Here is a 20,194-nt window from a genome sequence, read left to right as displayed (position 1 = left end):
GCCGGACCTGTCGTGGGCGGCCTGGCGGCGACCTCGGTCGGGGTGCTGGTCGTCGACGGCGGCCGCCACCAGTGCTCGGCCACCGTGGTCGCCTCGCACTCACGCAGGGTGCTGGCCACCGCGGCGCACTGCGTGTGGCTCGACGGGGCCTGGCGAGTCGACGGCGCGTTGTTCATCCCCGGCTACGCCGCCGGCGAGGAGCCCCTGGGCCGGTGGGCGGTCGACACCGCGTATGTCCCCCCGGCCTGGCAGGAGGCCAACTCCCCCATCGAAGATGTTGCCGCCCCCACCGACTACGCGTTCGTGACCCTGCTCCCCCGCGACGGCGTCGCGCCCGAACAGGTCCTCGGCGCCCAAGGCATCCGCTTCACCACCCCTGACACCCACCCCGACACGCGACTGCCGGTCGCCGCGCTCGGCTACCCCGCGACCGGCATCTACGACGGCCAGTCGCTGCGCGGCTGCGACGGCCAGGCGACCGTGCAACCCTTCGACCGGCCCGACCGCCCGTCCGGACAGGTCCTGGCCCTGAGCTGCGACATGACCGAGGGCGCCTCCGGCGGGCCCTGGCTTGCCGGCCCCGACGCCGCCGCGGGCCGCGGCCAGGTCATCGGCGTCGTCTCCGGCGGCGACGACACCACCCTCGTCTCCCCGCGCTTCGACGACACCGCCCGAACCGTGTACGAGGCCGCCGACTCTGCCGCGCTCGGACCCAAGCAGCCCACGAGCAGGCCGAGTCCGTCCACGCCCGATCCCGTCGTCGCTCAGACCGCACCTCGAGGAGGCACTCGATGACCTCACCCAGGAACGCGGCCGACCCGCGCCATCACTGGACCACCCCCACGCAGCCACGTAGCCCGTATGAGCTCAACCAGATCCTCGGTTCGGCGGCGCGCTCGCGCGCACCCGGAGGGCTGGAGATCGTCGACAACGAGGACCTGGTCAACGCCGCCTCCGCGGCCGCAGCCGCCGCCGGCGCCACAGCGGACGAGGACTACCGCCCCGACCCGATCGACGTCGCCGCCGACCTCGGCGCCGCCACCGACACCGCCCAGACCCGCACCCGCACAGTGTTCCCGCAGTCCCGGCCGGTGTCCTGGGCCGCATTCGGCCCGCTGATCCCGGTCCTCGCCGGCTCCGCCGGAGCCGGAGCGTCCTGTGTCGCCGCCGCGATCGTCGACGCGCTGCAGCAGGACCAGCGCTGCGCGCTGCTCATCGACGCCGACGACCCCGCCCGCTCCGGGCTCACCACCGCCGCGGCCACCACCGGACCCTGGACCCGGCAGGTCAACCAGCACCTCACCGTCCGCTACAGCTGGCGCGACGACGCCCTGCTCGCCCGCCTCGAAACCGCCCTGCCGACGATCACACCCGGGATGGTGCCCCCACCCCCGGACTGGCTCCCCGACCCCGCACCCGACCCCCTGCACGCCACCGTCGTCGACCTCGGCCACGGCGGCTGGCGCGCCGCCGCCACCCCCCTCTACGGCGCCGGGGGCTGGCTACGCCGCGGACTACCCACCCAGCGCCCGATCCTGGTCGTACGCGCCACCCGGCCCTCGCTGCGCCAGGCCGAACAGCTCCTGGCCCGCCTCGACCCGTGGATCCGGCGCGGGCTGGCCACCCCGATCTACCAACTCATCGTCAACGGCACCCGCAAATGGCCACCCGGGGTCACCGGCGCCGCCGGACCCCGGATCGCCACGCTGCTCGACGAAGCCCTGTTCGTCCCACACGTCCCCACGTGGGAGGTCGGCGGGGTCACCGACGAACCCAGCCCCACTCGCGCCGTCGACGCGCTACGCCCGCTCCTCGCCTCCTGGCGACTCATCCCCTCCCCGAGACGCCGCTGACCGGCCCGCCCCCTGTCTGACCCTGCTGAGTCCGGCGGTCCCACCCCGACACCAGCCCACGACGTTCGCCCCACGCCACACCGCCCATCCCACCTCCTGCGGAGTCCACGCCATGTCTGCCATCCACGTGATCAGCGAGTCGCTGACCCAGATCCACTCCTCGGGACTGCTGTCGGATGCACTGCCGGCGCAGGACATCCCCAACCCCGGCCCGAAGGTCCCACCCGGCGCCCAAGCCATCCAGGACGTCGTCGGCTACGTCATCTGGATCGCCGGGATCTGCATCCTCGGCCTGTTCTTCGGCGGGATCGTCGCCTCCACCGCCGGACGGATGTGGGACCACCACGGCTCCGGACGCACCGGCGCCCGCATGATCGTGTCCAGCCTCGCCCTCGCCGTCCTGTTCGGCCTCGGCTACACCCTGGTCACCCAGTTCGCCGCCGGAGCCAACTGATGGCCCGCCTGCTGGATCCCCACAACCCCGACCCCCACGGGTCGCGTATCGACCTGCGCCCGGGCCGACCGCGACACCCACGCTCGGCAGGCGGGAGACGGCGCGCGCTACTCATCCTGGGCTCGGCCGCCGTGCTCGTGTTCGTGCTCGTCGTCGCGCTGATCGTGTCGCTGACCAGCATGTTCGACAACCCCGCGGGCTCCGCCGCAGGGGCGCCGCCGCAGCCCGCGCCGATCGGGACCGGCGACAGCGCCTCCGGACCTGCGGCCGAGGCCGAACTCGCCGCCCGCCCCATGCTGCAGATCCCCCTGGCTGCGATCCAGCCCCACGCGTTGTCCACCCGCACCGCGGGACCACCGATCGTGCTCCCCGCACCGCAGCAGTTCGTCGCGACCCTGGTTCCGACCGGGTTCCCCGACACCGCTGAGGGTGCGGTCGCGCAGCTGGTGGAGTTGATGAGGGTCGGGTTGTCCGGTGGGGACCCGCAGGTCTGGGCCCAGACGTACAACTCCGTCGCCGAACCCGGCGCTCAGCCTGCGAGCCGGACCACGACCAGCAACGACCTCGCCGACCTCCGTCGCGGTGCGCATCTGCGACCCACCGGGCCGTCGTCGAGCGGGCTGCGGATGTCGTGGACCCCGACCAGTGCGATGGTCAAGGGCAGCACCGCCGACGGCACCTATGTCGTGGCCTGTGCCCTGGGTGAGTTCGTCGCCGACAACAACGGCCGGGTCGTCTCCTTCGGCTGGGGCGACTGCCTACCGATGCGACGCGTCAACGACCAGTGGAAGATCGCCTCGGGTCCGACCGCGGCCACCGCACCAAGCGCCTGGCCCGGAAGCGACGAGGCCATCGCCGCAGGCTGGCGGGACATCCAGCGATGACTTCCATAGCGATGACCTCCATACTGCTCATCCGGTATCCCACCCCGGTGCCACCCCCGCTGCCCGAACCCTCCCCCGGCGGTGGGTCGTCCGGGAAAGGCGACTCCGGCTCAGGGTTCCTGGGCTCGATCGTTCAGTCCGGATTCGACGCCGCCATGCAGAAGGTGTGGGACGCCGGGGTGTGGGTCCTACGCGCCGGGTTCGAACTCGCCGACCAGGTGTCCTGGGTCGACCCCAGCACCATCACCGGCCAGGCCGGGCAACGCCCGACCCCACCCAACCCCGCCACCGCTGGAGACGCCCCCGGCGCTGCCACCGGTGCTGGCGCCGGTGCTGCGGATGCCGCCGCGGCGGCCGGTGAGCAGAGTCTGTCGTTGTGGTCGTCGCTGGTCGCGCTGGCCACCCTGATCGCGCTGGGCCTGTTCTTCTACCAGCTGATCTCGGTCGCGCTACGCGGCGGGCGCGGCATGTTCCGGGCGTTCACCGGCCCGCTGCAGTTCGGGATGGCGATCGCGCTGACCTCCGGCATGGTCGCGGTTCTGCTGGGCGCCGCGGACGGGATGGCCACGTTCTTCCTGTCCCAGCTCGGCGGTGACCCGACGTTCGGTGCGGTACTGGCCCACGACACCGTCGCCGCCCGGGTCGGGGACAACCCCGACCTCGCCAACACAGAAGACAACGTCCGCTCGATGATCCTCGGGCTGGCCGCGTTGTTCGGGGTCATCCCGGCCGGGATCGGCTTCGCTCTACAGATGATCTTCCGCCAGGCCGCGATCCTCGTCCTGGTCGCCACGATCCCGCTCTTGGCCGCGATGCTGGTCACCGACTCCACCGCGCCCTCGTTCTGGCGCGGGGTGCGCTGGCTACTCGCCGCGATCCTGATGAAACCCGCCCTCGCGCTGGTCCTGCTCATCGGGGTCTCGGTCATGAGCAGGGCGACCGGGGTCGCCGGGCTGCTGGCCGGGACCGCGGTGCTGCTGGTGTCACTGTTCTGCCCGATGGTGCTCTACCGGCTCCTCGCCTTCGTCGACCCCGGCACCGGCGCGGGAATGGCGCTACGGGCAGGCGGCGGGGATTCCCGGGGCTCGTCGGCGCCGGGCGCCGATGGGGGCACCAGTGAGTCGATCAACGTCGCCCGCATGGCGCGCTCGGGCAGCGGCGGTGGTGGGGGCGGGCCGTCGGCCGGGGGCGGTGGCGAGCTGGGCGGCTCCACTGCCGCCTCCCCCACCGGTGGGTCCACCGCGGCCGCCGGACGCGCCGGCGGTGCCGGAGCTGCGGGCGGTGGTTCGGCCGCGGGTGGCGCGGCGGCCGGGCTGGGCGCGGCCGGTGGAGTTGCGGCCGCGGCGGTCGTCGGCGGCTATATGGCCACCAAAGCCGCCGCGGGTGCCGCCGGGGGCTACGGGTCGGCGCAGATGGCCCAGACCGGTGTCGGGCACCCCGGCGCCGCACCCGCCGGCGGGGGCGGTGCAGACGTCGGCGCGGCCACGCGCGGCGCCCATGCAGGGACGACCGCGACCTCGGGCTGGTCCGGCACCCCACCTGATGACCCCCACCCCGGCGACGGCCCGGACAACGGCGGCCCGGACAACGGCCCCCTCGACCCCACCCCCGGACCGGGACCCGACCCCGGTCCCGGTCCCGGTCCTGGTCCGGTCGCTGCGCAGCCCCCTGACACCGGCCACCCCGCCCCTGGCCCGGACACCGGCCCACCGACGCAGCCGGGTCCGGCGCCGCGCACTCCTGAGGCCCTCCCGGTGGACACCAGCACGAACACCGGCACGAACACCGGCACGGACGGGCCCACCACCACACCGAACAGGCCGGCTGCTGCCCACCGCTCCGAGCCCGAGGACCATCGATGAACAACCCCATCATCGCCGATGTTTCTACCGTCGTCGGTGCCCCTACCGTCGTCGGTGCACTGACGACTACGACTACCTCCGGCCTCGCCGCCGGCGCGCCCCTGGTGAGGCCGGGTACGGCCACGGCCAGCAGGGGAAGTCGATGAGCGCCACCACCGAACCCCGCAGCCCGCGCGTCTACCGCGGCCTCAACCACAAGGAAGGCATCGGCTGGATCGCCGGGATGACCCCGGTCCAGGCGTTCCTTCTGATCGGGGTCTGTGCTCCCGCGCTGATCGCGATGTCACGCAACCAGTGGTCGGCCGCGCTGTCCTGGGCGGTGTTCGCCGCGATCGTCGCCGTGCTGATCCTCATCCCGATCCACGGCCGCCCCGCGTTCCGCTGGCTGGCCGACCTGATCATGTTCCAGACAGGAGTCCTCATGCGCTGGTCACCCTGGCAGTCCCGCGCCGCCGCCGGCCTCGCCGGTGACCGCACCGAGCCCGACCTGCCCGGGGTGCTGGCCCGCCTGGAATTCCCCGACGGCCCAGAGTTCCACGGCTCGCGGATCTGCCTGATCCACGACACCACCGAAGGACGCTGGGGCGCCACCGCCAAACTCACCCACTCCGGGGTCGGGATGCTGTCCGACGACGACTGCGAACGTCTCGCCGCCCGCCTCGGATCGATGCTGGTCGGCCTCGGTCACCGCGAGGTCGTCGACCGCGTCTCCCTGCTCGTACGCACCGTGCCTGATGACGGCACCGAGTACGCCGTGTGGCGCGACCGCCACCAACGCTCCGACGCCCCCGCCCTCGCCCGGCAGGTGACCGCGGAGATCGACCGCGACGTCGCGTCGGTCTCCGTGCGCACCGAGCTGTTCGTGACCGTCTCCGGCACCGAGGAGGCGCTGCGCCGCCCGGCCAAGGCCGCCGGCGGCGGGATCGCCGGCCGGGCCTATGCGCTGTACCGGCTCCTGGAGGGCGTCGCCGACGGGCTGCGCGGGCTGGGGGTGCAGTCGGTGACCTGGCTGTCCTCCACCGGGGTCGCCGAGGCGATCAAGACCGGGTTCAACCCCGCCGCTGCAGCGGGGCTGTCGTTCCGGCACCTGACCAGCCCGGACCCCGACGGCACCGCCGGACTCCCGATCTCCCAGGCCGGACCCGCCCTCGCCCCCACCCCCGCGGCCAGGGCGTATCACCACGACGGCTACTCCTCGGTCGCCTACGCCGTGCAGCCACCCGAGTCCGGGACGATCTTCGGCTCTCTGGGCCCGCTGCTGGCAGTGCGGACCGCTGGGGAGCGGCGCACCCTGCAGATCCACTACGAGATCCTCTCCGCCGCCGCCGGCGCCCGGGTGGTCAAGTCGGATCGGTTCCGCAACAACGTGCTCGTCGACGCCAAGGCCCAGCGCGGGTTCAACACCACCGCAATCGACTCGCGGCGCCAGCGCGGAGCCCGCGACCAGGAAGCCGCCGTCGCCGCCGGCCACGCCGTCGTGCGGTTCACCGTCGCCTCGGCCATCACCGTCCCAGCGGACTGGAACGTCGAGGACCACGCCGCACGCCTGGAGAACGACGCCTCCGGGCGGTTCCACCTGCTGCGCCTCGAACTCGCCCAGGACTCGGCATTCGTCGCCGCCGCCCTGCCGGTCGGGATCGGGCTGCCCCGGGAGAAGAGGGCCTTCGACTCATGAGCCGACTGTTCAACCCCTTCGACGGCGGCCGCCGTACACGGCGGGTCGAGCCGCGCAGCACCAACGAGCTGCTCAGCCAGTTCACCGACCTCCAAGGAATCCCACTCACCACCCCGCCGACCCCCGACACCGGCGATGACGAGACCAGCACTCGCCGCGGACGGCAGCGGGTCAATCAGGCCACCGCACCCCGCCAGGGCCCGCGCGAACCCGGCCGCGGCTGGGCGGCAGTCGACGCCGCCCGCCGCGCCCCCGTCTACAAGGCCACCACCGCTGAGGTGGGTGGGTTGTTCCCGCTGTTGGCCTCCAACGGCGTCCCCGCGATCGGCGCCCGGCTCGGTTACGACACCCAGTCCGGGGGCGCCTTCTACGTCCACCCCACCGAGTGGGTGCTGCGCGGCATGGTCACCAACCCGAACCTGGTGGTCTTCGGCGAACCCGGCCGCGGGAAGTCCTCGACGGTCGTAGCGCTGATGTTGCGGATGATGCTCTTCGGCGTCCGCTCCCTGATCTCCGGCGATGTGAAGGGCGAGTACACGCCGCTGCTGCGGTCGCTGGGCATCACGCCGATCGCGCTGGGGCGGGGTAGCCCGCACCGGCTCAACGCCCTCGACCTCGGCCCACTCCGCGCCCGCTGGAACACCTGGAACGCCGAGCGGCAGAACGAGGAACTCACCGGGATCCTGGCCCGCTGGACCCGGCTGCTCACCGCGCTGGCCGAGGCCCAGGGCTACTCGCCCACGGTAACCGACGAGCTCGTCCTGTCCACCGTGCTGCGCCGCCTGGTCGGCGCCGCGGACGGCTACTCGGAGCTGCGCCCGATCACGATCCCGCAGGTCGTGGCCCAGCTCGCCGACCCCGACGACGACCTGTGGCAGGCCACCCGCTTCGCATCGCACCGCCAGTTCGTCGACCACACCCGCCAGATCACCGACGCCCTGTCCAACCTCGTCGTGGGCCCGCTGTCGGGCCTGTTCGACGAGCCCACCAACTTCGACCTCGACTGGGACGCCCCCGTCCAGTCCATGGACCTGTCCCTGCTCCGGAGCAGGGGCGATCAGGCGATCGCGGTCGCTCTGACCTGCCTCGGGTCCTGGTCGTCGATGATCACCGACCTCCAGGACGACGGCGGAGCAGACGGCGGGGTGCGCATCGTCGTGCGCGACGAGGTCTGGCGCCAGATGCGCCTCGGCCTACGCGCGGTCCAGGCCGTCGACTCCGACCTGCGCCTGTCCCGCGCGGAACGCAAGATCCAACTCCTGGTGATGCACAAACCCTCCGACCTGCTCTCGGTCGGCGCCGCCGGCTCCCAGGAGGTCTCCATCGCCAAAGACCTCCTCGCCCTGTGCAGCTCACGGATCCTGCTCGGCCAGTCCACGCGGGTCGGCGACGAGCTCGCCGAAGAACTCGGCCTATCCGAACGGGAGCAGGCCGTGATCACCGGCTGGGCGATGGAGGGCCAGGGCCGCGCCCTGTGGAAGCTGGAGAACCGACCCGGCATGAAAATCCAGACCGTGCTCTCCGCGACCGAGAAAACGATCTTCGACACCAACGCAGGTCTTCGTGAAAACCCCATTCCACCTGCGGAAACCACGCCAGATCAGCGTAACGGAACACGGCCACCGCTGGCACCGGTCGACACCAACAGCACACCATCACCAGCACCGACTACGGCGACGGCGCCGGGCTGGTGAGCTGACCGGTGCAGCAGAAGAAGCCGGCGATCGTGCTCGCCGCCGCGGCCGCGATGCTGGTGTTCGTCGCGGCCGCGGTCAGCATGGGCATGGCCATGCTCGCCGTGCTGTCCGGCGGCGCGCTCCCTGGTGGCGGGTGTGGTGGTGACGGCGGCCTGGGCGGCGGGTCGCAGTCCATCGGCGGCACCGACTGGAACGCCGAGCAGACCGACAACGCCGCCACGATCGTCAACATCGTCGTCGGGCAGGGCCTGCCCAAACGGGCCGCGGTCATCGCGATCTCGACGGTGATCGTCGAATCGAGACTGGTCAACGTCGGCTACGGCGACCGCGACTCCCTCGGGCTCTACCAGCAGCGGCCCTCCCAGGGCTGGGGCACACCCGAGCAGGTCCTCAACCCCGACTACGCCACCCGGATCTTCCTCGACCGGCTCGTCGCGCTGCCCGGCTGGGCGACCATGGCCGCAGGCACCGCCGCCCAGGCGGTGCAACGCTCGGCGTTCCCCGACCGCTACGCCCCCCAAGAAGCACCGGCCGCAGCGCTGGTCGACCGATTCTGGGTCGGCCCCGACAACCCGGTCCCCACCACGCCCGGAGCCGCGCCGAACGTGCGGCTGGCCTCGACCGTGTTCGCGTGCCCCGACCAGGGCGGCGCCGGGGTACCGCTGGCCCCGTCCAACATCGACCCCACCAGGGTTCCGCCCGGATTCGTCCCGCCCACCGACCCCGCCCAGCGCGCCGCCGTCGGCTACGCCCTGGCCCAGCTCGGCAAACCCTACGTGTGGGGTGCGAAGGGCCCCGACGGGTTCGACTGCTCCGGGCTCATGCTCGCCGCATGGGCCGCCGCCGGTATCCCGATCCCCGCCGGGACGGTCAACCAGAAAACCGCCGGCACCCCCGCCAACGTGGCGACCATCGCGCCCGGGGACCTGGTGTTCATCCCCGGCTCGCTCGGCTCGCCGGCCAACCCCCGCCACGTCGGCATGTACGTCGGCAACGGCCTGGTCGTCAACGCCTACGACTCCACCACCGGGGTCATCCTGCAGCCCCTGTCGGACTGGGCCGATCAGATCACCCACATCCGCCACATCACCGGCCCGGCCGGTGTTTCCGCAGGACCGGCCCGGCCGAGCGACGCCGTACTCGCCGAGGCCACACCATGACCACACCCACAGCACGCGCCGACGCGCGCGGCGCCGTCGTGGCGAGTGTGGTGGCGGGTTCCGGGCCGGTACACCGTGACGGATCCGGAAACACCGGCCCGGACCCGCCGATCACAATAACCGCCCCGGCGTCGCCACGGACCGGTGTTCCACGCTCACGATGCGGTGACCACAGGGACCGGCCACCGCGGGGGTAACGGGGGCGGTGGGGCGCCGGCCAGAGCCTCCGATCGGGAGTTCTCGACCGGCGCCCCGATCGGTAGCGGGCAGTTCACCATCCGCGGTTGCGCATCGCTTACCTCCCTTCACCTGGCCGCACCCCCATCGGTGCGGCCGGTCGCGCGCATCCCCTACTCCACGAGGAAGGACCCTCTCACCATGAACCGGGACTGTGACCTCGGCAACACAGAACGACCTCGGCAACACAGAACCGATCCACACATCGCCACCCCCGGAGAGGGAACACCCCGGTACAGGCAGGCTGCGCGAGAACAGACCACGTTCCCGGTGGTGGTGTCGTGGTGATCGATCGCCGCCGGACAACGGCACTCGGGGCCGCCCCGCGGCCGCCGCGGTGGCAGATGCTGGTTGCTCGCAGCACGACCGCGGCGCTGCTCGCCACAGCAGTACTGGCCACACCGGTACTGGGCACACCGGTACTGGGCACACCGGTACCGGGCGCACCGATGTGGGGCGCACCGGTGCTGGGTAACGTCGCGGTGCTCCCCCTGGCGGTAGGCCGGCAGACGGGGGCTGTCGGGCCTGAGGGGGTGGAGCTGCCTGATCCGTTGGTCCTGGCCGCTGGTGGACGGGTGAGTGGTGTGGGGCAGTGGGAGCAGCAGCGCCGCCCCGAGCTGCTGAAGTCCTTTCAGGACAACGTGTACGGCACGACGCTGCCCGCGCCGACGACCACCACCTACGACGAGGCCGGCGGTGACAACACGGCGGGGAGCGGGTCGGCCAGGAAGGTCACGATCACCGTGACCGGCCCCGCAGGGCAGGCGAGTTTCACCCTGCGCCTGTTCACCCCGACATCGGGCACACCGAAGGGCACGTTCCTGCTGATCGACCACCGCGGCTCGGTCGGCGACACCCCGGGATCGGGCGGCTACGCCCCCGCCTCAAAGATCACCGGCGCCGGGTACGCCCTGGCCGCACTCAACGCCGAACAGGTCGCCCCCGACGACCCCGGTTCCTACCGCAACGGGGTGATCAACGCCTTCTACCCCGCCGGACAGGACCTCCCCGCCGACGCCGGGCGCACGATCAGCGCGTGGGCGTGGGGCGCCAGCCGCGCGATGGACTACCTGCAGACCGACGCCGCCGCGAGCACCGGCATCGACCCAAGTCGGGTCGCGGTCATCGGGCACTCCCGCGGGGGGAAAGCCTCGTTGTGGGCCGGCGCCCAGGATCCGCGGTTCCCGGTGGTGGTGTCGAACGACTCCGGCTCGACCGGCGCGAAACTCGCCCGCCGCGACACCACCGGCGAATCCATCAGCGCGATCAACTCAGGATTCCCGCACTGGTTCCCCGACACCTACAAACGCTACGACGGCAACGCCGGCGCCCTGCCGGTCGACCAGCACGAGCTCCTGGCCCTGATCGCACCGGGCCGGGTCGTGGTCGCCTCCGCGGTCGACGACGCCAACGCCGACCCCCAGGGCGAGTTCGGGTCCTACCTCGCCGCCGCCCCCGTCTATGCCCTCTACGGGCTCGGCGACACCGGCCTGCCCTCGACCACCTGGCCACCGGCCGCGGGGACGAGCTTCCGCGGGCCGGGGATGAGTTATCACCTGCGCCCCGGAGGACACGGACTCACCGACGCCGACTGGGACATCTACCTCGGCAGCGACCTGTTCCAGCGATAACACCAGCGATGGCACGACGGCGAGGAGATTCCCCGTGAACATGTCAGAGTCACCGTCTCCGACGGCTGGGGAGAACAGGCGGTGATGGTGGCACGTCGCCCCGATCGGGAGGTCCGACGCGATCACTGGCTGGCGGCGGGCAGCGGCGTGGCCGCGGTCGTGGTCGGTGTGGTGCTGGGCTGTGTACCCACCGCTGTGCTGCTTCCCCCACCCGGGCTGATCCCGCTGCCCGACCTGACCGGTGTGGTGCAGGTGGTGGCGGCGGTGATCGTCGTTGTGGGACTGGTGCCGATCGGGTGGGTGATCGGGCATCGCCGCTGGTACTTCTCGCCGACCCAGCGGTTTCGCCGGGAGCTCGGTGCCCCGGAGGGCTGGCTGGACCGCCACGACTACGACACCGTGGCCGGCCCGGACGCGTTGCGCCGCGACGGCGAGCGTCGCGAGCCACACACCCGACCCGATCGCGGGGTGCCGGTGACCCGGTACGGGTTCAGCCCCGGTCAGCTGGTCTCCGGCGCCCGCGGGCTGCGCGGGGTCCGCGGACGGGAAGTGTGGGCGCCGTGGTCGTCCGGGGTCTGTGTGCTCGGCCCGCAGGGCTCGGGCAAGACCCAGTTGCTGATCCACCTGGCCCTCGACAGCCCGGCCGCAACGCTGATCAACTCGACGAAACCGGAACTGGCGGTGGCCACCGAGGCGTTGCGTGCCCAGATCGGCCCCACCGCGGTGTTCAACCCCCTCGGCCTCGGCGGGGTAGCGAACACAGCCTGGTGGGACCCGGTATCGGGCTGCTCGGACGAGTCCACCGCCGACCGGAGGGCCTGGGCGCTGGTCCGCGGCGCCGGCGGCGCCGACGGCATCGCTCGAGCCACCTTCTGGGCAGGTAAAGCCGCCGAGACACTGCGCTGCTACCTCATGGCCGCCGCTCTGGGCGGACACGACATGACCGCGGTCATGCACTGGGCCAACAATCCCGACGACGACCACACCCCCCTGACCATCCTCGACCAGCACCCCGACACCCCCGCCGGCTGGAACTCCCAACTCCGCGCGATCCTGCACACCGTCAAAGAGACCCGCGACGGCTACTTCGCCACCGTCAGCTCAGCGGTGGCGTTCATGGACTCGCCGACCGTGCGGGCGGCGTGCCGCCCGGGCCGCGGCCGCGGTTTCGACGTGGAGGGCTGGCTGTGGGCCCGCGGCACCCTCTACATGATCGGCTCCGATGACGATCACCGGCTGGCGCCGCTGTTCACCGCGTTCACCGAGCAGATCTTCCACGAGGCCAAGCAGGTCGCGGCCCGCCAGCCCGGCGGCCGGCTCCGCGAGCCGCTCAACCTCTTGCTCGACGAGGTGGCGCACATGACCCCGATACCGCTGCACAAGTGGGCCGGGGACTCCCGAGGCTGGGGGATCACCGTCGTCGCCGTGGTGCAGGCGCTGTCACAGCTGGCCACCACCTGGGGTAAGGACAACGCGGACACCATCTGGCGCAACCTGCCCACCCGGCTGGCGCTGCCCACCATCAACGACCGGGACACGCTCGAAGAGCTGTCCTACCTGGCTGGGCAGCGCCCGGCCCGGGAGAAGACCGAGGGCACCAACCACAACCCCGGCTCGGGCCTGTTCGGTGCGAGCATGCCGACCTCGACCTCCACCAGCAGCCGCCTCACCACCGAACCGGTGATCACCGGGCCGACGATCGGGGCGATGCCCCGCTGGCACGTGCTCGCGCTCGGCCTGGCCCGCCACCCCGCGATGCTGCGCTACGAACCCGGCTACCGCCGGGTGGCCCGCGAGACCGCCGCACTGGAAGGCCGCCAGGTCCGCACCACGCCCGACACCGCCAGCGGAGCACGCCGGCCCACCGCAGGATGGCGGCGATGAGCAGCGACTCCACCAACACTGCGGCCGGCGACGCGGGCACAGCGAATGGATCGGGCCCGGCACCGGCAGGTCCGCGACTGCAAGGCCTGGAGCGGCGAGTCACCGAGCTGACCCGGGATCAGTATCGAACCCGGCAAGAACTCACCGGGGTGATCGACGCCCACGACCGCACCGCGAGGGTCGTCAGCGAGGCGGCGGGCACCCTGGCCGAGGCGCTGCCTCGCATCGACAACCACGGCGAGACCCTGGATCAGTTGCGCGGCCGGGTCGAGGCCCTGTCGGAGGAGCTGGCGGCTCGCCCGAACGTGGCCGCGGTGTGCTGGCCGACGTTGACCGCCGATGAGGCCGACGAGATCTGGCAGGCCCTCGCCGCCTGGGTCTCGGATGTGCTCGGCCCGTTCTACCGGATCACCCGCGGGGAGCTGCCGGACTGCTGGACGCGCCACCCGGACGCGGTGGTCGAGCTGGTGTGGCTGCACACCTGCTGGCGTGAGGCCTATGAGGGCGGCCGCGGCCGGCCCGGCGCCGCCGCGGAATGGCACACCCGCTGGCGGCCCGCCACCCTCACCGCGATCGCGCAGGCGATCCCGACCGGCCGGTGTCGGCCCGGCGAGCACGAGGTGCCGATACGCGAGTCCGACGCCGCACGCAGCGAGGCCCGCGACGCCCGCGCCATGGCCGGCGGACAGCGGACCGGCGGCGGGTACGGCCCGGCCGGCTACCAGCCCCCACCCGCCGCCCCGGCTCCGGACACGGTCGAAGACGGGCCGCGGCGCTACGACCCACAGGCCGAGCAGGTCACCAGCCCGCAGCATTGGGGAGCCCACTACGAGCAGGGCAAGGCTGATGACCTGGCCTGGCGCCGCGACCGCGACAGCGCCCGGCCCGGCCCGGCCCAGTCGCCGGGATAGGCTCCCGCCCCATGGAAGAGGACGCTCTGTTGATCGGCGTCGCGGAAGCGCTCCACCGCGTCGCCGACGAGTACGGCCACACCCAACTGGCAAGCACAGTCCACACCGTGATCGCCAGCTACCGCGGGGTTCACCCCGAGGTCGACGAGACTGCGGTCGCCGACCAACGCGAAACAACCGCGGGCCTGATCCGCCGCGCTTTCGGCTAACCCAAGCCGCTACCACTGAGCGGTGATCAGAAGGAGTCGAACAGACCCGGGACGTCGATCGCGAGTCGGCGGGTCTTGCTGGTCGGGTGGCGCCACCAGCGCAGCAGTGCCCAGACCGCGCCGTGGTAGTGCATGTCCTCAGTCGGCGGCCGAACGTGCCCCGACCCCCAGCGCTCCGCGTCGTCGGTCTCGTCGACGAGTTCGGTCGACTGTCTCGGCTCCTGCCGCGGCGGGATGCCGAGCGCTCGGTCCATCTCCGGTGTCAGTGAACGCCACGGTGGCAGCTCGATCACGTCCCCAGGCCGCACCGCCTTACCGCGGGAGGGGGACAGCAAACAGCGGCCCTCCAGCCAGTCCAGCGCCGCGAGAGTGCCACGGGCCATCTGCCGATAGTCCTGGCGCAAGCGGTCCTGGTTGGCCTGCTGCTGGCTTAGGTAGCCCTCCCAACTCACGCTAGCCATCCAGCTGTCGGGGCCCGCTTCGCGACGCTGCCGCTCCCAGTCCTCACGGACGGTCCGTTCCCAGCGCTCTCGGCCGACCCCACGGTGAGGGGCGCTCTGATCCAGGATGTCTTCGGCTGCGGCGCGGACCAACGCCCGTTCACTCGGGGTCGGGATGTCGCCCATAGACGCAGCGTAGAGCCGCCCCCCGACAGAACCCACCGGCAAAATCAACCCGGGGAACCGACGCCGACCACCACCCGACGTTGTCGGTGGCGGATTGATCACCGGACGGGCGGTCTGTCAGTTCGAGCCGGGGGCGCGCACGATCCGCGGTGCGGCGGTCTCCCGCTGCGCCTCGGGCGCCGTGGTGGCCTCGACCCGGCAGGCCCGCTCGGTGGCCTCGCATTCCACGGTCTCGCGGTGAGCTTGCTCGGCGTTCTGGGCTGCGATGGCCGCGCTGGCCTGCTGGTGGAGGCCGCGCTCCAGCGCGGCCGCGCCGCGGGCCGCGCGCTGGCCGTCGGCGGCCCGCGCCTGACGGCGAGCCTCGCCCAGGGTGAAGGCCTGGTCGTCGACCTCACGGCCGTGGTCGATGCGGTCGACTGGAACGTCCACGGTGGGGGCGTCGGCGCGGTGGTGGCGGTCCTCGGGGCGCCACACGTCATCGTCGGGGTTGATGCTGTCGTCGTCGGCCGCACTCTCGGTGGGGACCTCGTCGTCCCGCGCGGCCGGGTCACGGTCGATCGGGGCGTCGCGTACCGGGCCGGCGGCGGTCTGCTCAGCCAGGGACGGTCGCATATCGTCGATCAGCGACAGCTGATCCGCGGACCGCTCCTCGGCCGGGTCGTCCTCGCTCCGCACCGCAGCGTCCTCGTCCCGGGTCGCGTCGTGCTTGGCGTCGGTGTCCGTGGTCGCCGCGACGACGGGTTGCGCCTCGGCAGGTTGTTCCTGCTGCTCGGGGGCGGGGCCCGGGAACAATCCGAGCTGCTCGGGTTCTTCGGCCACTCGCTGCAGTGGCAGTCCGCGCCGCTCCAGTTCGGCGGCTGCCTCCCGGTCGGCGGCCTCGGTGTCGGCGGTGATCTCGGCCCAGCCGGCGCGGGCCCGGTGGATCTCCTCCAGTTGGGTGGCCCGTTCGAGATAGGCCTGCGCGGTCGCCGTGGCGGCGGTGTACCGGTCGAGATTCCACGCGCGGCCGCCGGTGCCGGGTTCAAGCTGGGCCAGCCGGGCTGCGGCCAGGTCGGCCTCCTGCTGCGCTTCGGCCGCGGTCCGGTACGTCTCGGCCAACTCGTCGGCCACCCATTCCGGGGCCCAGGCCTGTTCGCGGGTCCACCGGTCGCGGATCGCGTAGAGCTCGCCGTCATCGAGCACCCGCACGTCCCCGGCGGCCGGGTCGGACCGGTAGCCCAGCGTCTCGGCGGCCTGCTGGTAGAGCGCACGCCCGAGCGGGTTCTCCCGGGACGGCGGCTGCCCCAACGACAGCTGGTCATCGTCGATGCCGGCCAGTTCGCGGTAGCCGGCCACCACCCCGGCCCGCTGTTCCCAGGCCGCCCGCGCCGCCGGCTCGGTGACCGGGTCCGGCACCGGCCCCAACCCGGCGGTCCAGGCGGGCTGGTCGATGGCGGCGGCCTCGCCGAGCTCGGCTTGCCGGTCGCCGGCCGCGCGGGCCAGCTCGTGGGCCCATTGCCCGGCCGGCCCGTCCAGCGGCGCGGCCAAGGTGGTCCAGTCCCCGGTGTGGGCGCGCTGTTCGGGGTCGCGGCCCTCGGCCAGCGCCCGGCGGATCCGGTAGCGCAGTACGTCGGACACCGAGTGCGCATCCGCGAGGCCCCCGACGGTGACTTCGTCGAGTAGGCGCTCCGGCTGGTGTCCGGCCAGTTCGGCGGACCGGACCGCCCGCAGCAGCCGGCCGTGGCCGGCCTCGTCGGCCACTCGGGTGGCCGCGTGCTCGTCGAGCCGGTCGGCCAGCAGATCCTCGTAGCGGGCGCGCGCGTGCGTGGTGTGGATCTGGTCCCACTGCCCGCCGATCCAGGCCAGCGACCGGGTGTACTGCTCCCCGGCGCGGCGGGTCTGCTCCGCGGTCGGCTCCAGCGACTGCCCGGCCACCGCCCGGGCGAGCGCGGTGCGGGCGTCGCGGCGCAGCCGCTCGGGCTGGTGCTCGTCCGGCTCCCGGCGAGTCTCCAGGTACAAGGTGTTCTGCGACCGGCCGCGGGTGGCGGCGGTGTAGGTGTCCTCCCGAGTGGCGTGCTGGTCGACCAGGTTGTGCCCTGTGTCCACGGTGCGGCCCTGGGCGGCGTGCACGGTGGAGGCGTAGGCCAGATGTGTCCACTCACGCAGGTAATCGGGGGTCAGGTGCGCGGTGGCGCCGTCGGCGCGGCGCACCAGCAGCCCGCCCGGTGTAGCCGGGTCCGGGCCGACCACGATGTAGATCTCGCGGTTGGTCACCCGGCCCACCGGGCTCCCTGGCCTCGCGTCCGGGGCGGGGTCGATGCGCTGGCTCCAGTCGTTGCGCCGGGCCTGCACCACGTCCCCGACCCCGAGCGGATTCCCATCGGCGTCGCGGGCGATCACCTCCGGGGCGACGCGGCCGTAGGCGACCAGCTCGTCGTGCAGCCGTTTCGACAGCTTCGAGGCGTCGTCGTTGCTGCGCACGATCAGCAGCGACTCCCGCCCGGCCAGGGTGTCGGCCAGCCAGCCCCGGCAGGCGGCGTCCTGCATCTGCTGCGCGGTGCCGCCGCGCAATCGGCCGTGGTCGGCGTACGCGGCCACCGCGGACGGGTCACCCACCCGCAACCCGAGGCTGGCCTCCCGCTCCCACACGTTCTCGAACCGCCGGACCTCGGTTAGCTCGAACACCCGGGTCGCGCTTCCGGGGGCGTCGTCGACGAGCTGGGCCAGGATCCCGCCGGCGCCGACCGAGGTGAGCTGGTGGTGGTCGCCGGTGAGCAACACCTTGCCACCAGCCCCGGTCACCCGCGCCATGATCTCGTCCAGCTCGTCCGTGGACGACATCCCGGCCTCATCCACGATCACCAGGTCCCGCGACCGCACGGGATACCGGACCCGGCCGTGCTCGTCCGGGCGGGTCGCGTTCCGGAACACCCGCGTGTTCTGCGCCTCCAGGCCGTCCTCGCGCAGGTTGTCCGTGGCGTTCTGGGAGGTGGCCAGTCCGAGGACCCGGCCGCCGGTACGCTCTTCCCAGACCCGGGCGAGCTCGCCCATCGCGTGGGACTTGCCGGTCCCGGCGGCCCCGATCAGCACATCGACCCGGCGACCGGAGGCCATGATCCCGGCCACCGCCTCGACCTGGTCGCCGCCGAGACCGGCCGCGGCCAGCTCCACCCGCAACAACTCCAACTCCACACCGGCCACCATCGGCGCCCCATCGGTGCGGGTCGCGGCCACCACCCGCCGCTCGGCGGCCAACTGGCCGGCCGTGGCGTACCGGTCACCGTGCAGGTATGGCCGGAACACCGACCGGCCATCCGGCCCGGCCAACTCCGGCGGCGGGCTGACCGCATCCCCCGGGCCCAGCGCCACCACCTGGTGGGCGGCGCCGTCGGCCAGTACCGCGGCCACCTGCTGGTGCAGGTAGTCCTTGCGATCGACCCCGGCCGGCGACCCGATGTCCTCCGGCAGGTGCGCGTCCACCCGCCGGATCAGCTCGCCGAGCTGCCAGGTCGCATACTCGGCCTGTACGTCGCCCACCCCGGCCCGGATGGCCGCCGGCCAGTCCACCCGGCCATCGGCGGCCACGCCGGCCAACGGGGCGGCCACGTGACCGGCCGCCGCGTCCGCGACCTGGCCGACCATCGCGGTCAGCCGGTCGCCCTGCTCGTCGCTCCACTCCCGGAACCCGTCCGGGCCGCCAGGCCCATGTTTGGCTGGGCGGGTCTTGAACACCGCCGCCTGAGTCATCTCCCGCAGGTCCGCGTCGGTCGGCTCCCGGCCGTAGCTGCGCCGGTACTGCTCGGCCCACTCCGCGACCTGGTCCTCGACGTCGCCCCGGCGGGTCGATCCGGCCCGGCACAACTCTTCGTCCACGCCGACGATCCGCCGCGACACCCCATCCGTGCGCAGCTCCATCACCGCCCCGGTCGCCGCCCGCACCCCGCGGGCCAGCGCCCGCTCATACACCACCGACGCGGCCTGCTTGACCGGGGCAAACCCACGCCCGTCCAGCGCCCGGATCTTACCGTCGACCAGCGACACCACCCGGTTCAGCACCGCCAGGTGGGTATGCAGCTGCGGCTCGTTCTCCCGCGACGTGGAATGCCGAAACGGGATCATCACCAAACCCTCGGCCCGCTGATACTCCTGCACACTCGCGACCGCGACGTTCCCCCGGCCCCCGCGGGTGTAGGCCACGTGCTGCTCCAGATACGCCGCGGCCTCGCGCACCGCAGCGTCATGCGCGGCCGCTACCGCGTCCGCCCGCTCAGTGTCGCCGGCCGCGTGCAGGGCCGCCCAGTACACCGACACACTCTTGTCCGGAGAGAACGTCACGTCGTAGTAGGCCACCGGCTTGCGGTCATCGACCAGCGCCCGCGCCCGGACCGCGGCCTCCCGCTCCGGGGACAACTGCGGATCCCGCGCCCGCGCCCGCGCCGCCGCCCGCTCCGCCCGCTTCTCCGGGTCCACGAACGTCCGCGGCCGCCGCCCCAGCGGATCCCCGCGCACCTCGTTGCCGTCGGCGTCGAGCTGCACCAGGCCGTGCGCGTCCTTCGGCGCCAACTGCTCCAGCCGCCCGAACACCGCCCGCACGTCGTCCTCGGTCGCGACCGCGCCTTCCTCCACCCCGATCATCGACAGGCCAGAACCCAGCCAGCGCCCGGCCGGCTCCCCGACCTCTCGCAGCTGGTAATCGATCCCAGCGTGTGCGGCGGCGTGCGCGTCCAGGTCCGCCGCCTGCTCATGATCAACACAGCCGGAGCCCTTGATCAAATACTCGACCGCGCCGGCGCTCACAGCAGTGACTCGGACAACGGCCATGATCCGCACCGTACCATCGACTATGCCAATAGCATCGGTGTGTTGCGCAGTTGCAGTGGCTGAGCTGTAGTGCCTGGGAGAGGCAGGGGTGGGTGGTTCGGAGGGCGGTCGGGATGAAGCAGGGCGCGTACGGCGGGATGGGTTCGGCGGACGACGCGGCAGAGACTTGGGATGAGCGTGGCGGACGCGGCCGTGATCGAGTGGGGCGTCAGTCTCGTCGCCGGCGCCGGCATCGACTGGGGCGCCGCCGTCGGGCGCCGCGATGGGGGTGACCCCGCTAGAAGACCCGCAGTCCCGATCAGGAATCACGA

14 protein-coding genes are annotated in these 20,194 nt (G+C 72.7%); 12 read left to right on the top strand and 2 right to left on the bottom strand.

The window, feature by feature from the left end; all coding sequences use genetic code 11:
- Window positions 1-12: 12 nt before the first annotated feature.
- From KPL60_RS24670 to KPL60_RS24615, 12 genes are all read left to right on the top strand, one after another.
- Window positions 13-795 carry a serine protease gene (locus tag KPL60_RS24670; protein ID WP_226367302.1) on the top strand — a complete coding sequence of 261 codons (783 nt, stop codon included), beginning with the start codon at window positions 13-15 and terminating at the stop codon, window positions 793-795.
- Window positions 792-1,853 carry a hypothetical protein gene (locus tag KPL60_RS24665; RefSeq protein WP_226367301.1) on the top strand — a complete coding sequence of 354 codons (1,062 nt, stop codon included), beginning with the start codon at window positions 792-794 and terminating at the stop codon, window positions 1,851-1,853. Before KPL60_RS24670 ends, KPL60_RS24665 begins: the two co-directional genes overlap by 4 nt.
- A gap of 112 nt (window positions 1,854-1,965) precedes the next feature.
- Complete coding sequence (locus KPL60_RS24660) at window positions 1,966-2,307, top strand: hypothetical protein (protein ID WP_226367300.1); 342 nt, start codon at window positions 1,966-1,968, stop codon at window positions 2,305-2,307.
- Window positions 2,308-2,438: 131 nt separating this feature from the next.
- Window positions 2,439-3,191 carry a hypothetical protein gene (locus tag KPL60_RS24655; protein WP_226367299.1) on the top strand — a complete coding sequence of 251 codons (753 nt, stop codon included), beginning with the start codon at window positions 2,439-2,441 and terminating at the stop codon, window positions 3,189-3,191.
- Window positions 3,192-3,202: 11 nt separating this feature from the next.
- Window positions 3,203-5,053, top strand: a complete 1,851-nt coding sequence (locus tag KPL60_RS24650; RefSeq protein WP_226367366.1) for a type IV secretion system protein — start codon at window positions 3,203-3,205, stop codon at window positions 5,051-5,053.
- A gap of 142 nt (window positions 5,054-5,195) precedes the next feature.
- Window positions 5,196-6,728, top strand: coding sequence for an SCO6880 family protein (locus KPL60_RS24645; RefSeq protein ID WP_226367365.1), 1,533 nt, complete (start codon window positions 5,196-5,198; stop codon window positions 6,726-6,728).
- On the top strand, window positions 6,725-8,422 hold the full coding sequence (locus tag KPL60_RS24640; protein ID WP_226367364.1) for an ATP-binding protein: 1,698 nt from the start codon (window positions 6,725-6,727) through the stop codon (window positions 8,420-8,422). The genes KPL60_RS24645 and KPL60_RS24640 overlap by 4 nt, the downstream gene beginning before the upstream one ends.
- Before the next feature lie 8 nt (window positions 8,423-8,430).
- Window positions 8,431-9,585: a C40 family peptidase gene (locus KPL60_RS24635; protein ID WP_226367363.1), complete on the top strand. Its 1,155-nt coding sequence runs from the start codon at window positions 8,431-8,433 to the stop codon at window positions 9,583-9,585.
- An 821-nt stretch (window positions 9,586-10,406) separates the two neighbouring features.
- Window positions 10,407-11,453, top strand: coding sequence for an acetylxylan esterase (locus KPL60_RS24630; RefSeq protein WP_226367362.1), 1,047 nt, complete (start codon window positions 10,407-10,409; stop codon window positions 11,451-11,453).
- Window positions 11,454-11,537: 84 nt separating this feature from the next.
- Window positions 11,538-13,337 (top strand): type IV secretory system conjugative DNA transfer family protein, encoded by a 1,800-nt coding sequence (locus tag KPL60_RS24625; protein ID WP_226367361.1) that lies wholly within the window; start codon window positions 11,538-11,540, stop codon window positions 13,335-13,337.
- Window positions 13,338-13,486: 149 nt separating this feature from the next.
- Window positions 13,487-14,248 (top strand): hypothetical protein, encoded by a 762-nt coding sequence (locus KPL60_RS24620; protein ID WP_226367360.1) that lies wholly within the window; start codon window positions 13,487-13,489, stop codon window positions 14,246-14,248.
- A gap of 11 nt (window positions 14,249-14,259) precedes the next feature.
- Complete coding sequence (locus KPL60_RS24615) at window positions 14,260-14,457, top strand: hypothetical protein (RefSeq protein WP_226367359.1); 198 nt, start codon at window positions 14,260-14,262, stop codon at window positions 14,455-14,457.
- Between the two features lie 26 nt (window positions 14,458-14,483).
- Here the strand turns inward: KPL60_RS24615 and KPL60_RS24610 are convergent, their stop codons facing one another.
- Window positions 14,484-15,083, bottom strand: a complete 600-nt coding sequence (locus tag KPL60_RS24610) for a hypothetical protein (RefSeq protein WP_226367358.1) — start codon at window positions 15,081-15,083, stop codon at window positions 14,484-14,486.
- A 117-nt stretch (window positions 15,084-15,200) separates the two neighbouring features.
- A complete protein-coding gene (mobF, locus tag KPL60_RS24605) occupies window positions 15,201-19,883 on the bottom strand; it encodes a MobF family relaxase (protein ID WP_226367357.1) in 4,683 nt (1,560 codons plus the stop codon).
- Window positions 19,884-20,194 lie beyond the last annotated feature (311 nt).

Source organism: Pseudonocardia sp. ICBG162 (genome assembly GCF_020496225.1).
Lineage (GTDB): Bacteria > Actinomycetota > Actinomycetes > Mycobacteriales > Pseudonocardiaceae > Pseudonocardia > Pseudonocardia alni.
This window is presented reverse-complemented; position numbering and strand designations above follow the sequence as displayed.